This window comes from Streptomyces hilarionis (assembly GCF_024539675.1).
Classification (GTDB): domain Bacteria; phylum Actinomycetota; class Actinomycetes; order Streptomycetales; family Streptomycetaceae; genus Streptomyces; species Streptomyces hilarionis.
In genome coordinates this window covers 1-984 of sequence record NZ_JAHHIT010000358.1, presented here as the reverse complement: position 1 = coordinate 984, position 984 = coordinate 1, and the positions used below count along the sequence as shown (strand labels likewise).

The window sequence follows — 984 nt, the reverse complement described above, 5'->3', positions numbered from 1 at the left end:
GGCATGGAAAGACCAGTGGTGTAGAAAAAAGCGATGATGACCACAGCCCCCAGGTCGTCAATGATCGCCAAGGCAGCGAGAAAAACCTTCAGCGAAGTCGGGACTCGCTTACCCAGCAGCGACAAGACGCCCAGGGCGAATGCGATGTCGGTAGCGGCTGGGATGGCCCAGCCCTTCAAGGTCTCAGTATTACCCCAGTTTATTGCGATGTATATCAGCGCAGGCACAACCATGCCGCCTATAGCACCAAATCCCGGCAAGGCACGCTGGCCCCAGGTGGAAAGTCCACCTGCCAGCACTTCTCGTTTGATCTCCAGGCCGACCATTAGAAAGAAGATGGCCATCAGGCCATCGTTGACCCAATGCTCGACAGACATGCCCAACCAGACACTGTGCAAGGCTGCGAAGTAACCTTGGGATAGAGGCGAATTAGCGACAATCAGCGCAGCCAAAGCTGCCCCCATCAACACAAGACCTCCAGCGGATTCCGATGACAGGAAGCGAGCCAAGATTGCAGCCGCTCTAGGGGTTTCTGCGGAAGTTCTATTGTGGGTCATCAGTTTCCTTGCGCTTTGATCTAAAGCGATTATTTTAACATCCGAGGTTTATCAATATGGCTGAGCAAATAGCCTGTAACAGTTATTGTCCTAGGCTAAGATAAGACTCAACCTATCCCCTAGGGCTCTGGAACGCGTGGTACAGAGTTATGCTCCGAGCAGAACATTGACTTGCAGGCTAGTCAGGGCTTTTTAGCTATGACCAACAAACCTGCCACGATCAAGCCCGCACCGGCGATCATGCGCAACGTGATGATCTCTCGAAGCACCAGGCCGGCGAGCAGCATGGCAACGACCACGCTACCTTTATCGATCAGTGCCACCGTGGCGACATCCCCGACTTTCAGTGCCTTGTAGTAGAAGATCCATGACAAGGCAGTGGTGACGCCAGACAGTCCTAGCCAATACAGATTTCGGCTTGTGATGT

At 53.4% G+C, this 984-nt stretch carries 2 protein-coding genes; both read right to left on the bottom strand.

Going from position 1 to position 984, the window contains the following annotated elements; all coding sequences use genetic code 11:
* On the bottom strand, nt 1–557 hold a 557-nt coding region (locus tag KMS84_RS43565; RefSeq protein ID WP_256921223.1), incomplete at its 3' end, for a Na+/H+ antiporter NhaA.
* Nucleotides 558–739: 182 nt separating this feature from the next.
* Nucleotides 740–984: EamA family transporter (locus KMS84_RS43560; RefSeq protein WP_256921222.1), on the bottom strand; the 245-nt coding region annotated here is incomplete at its 5' end.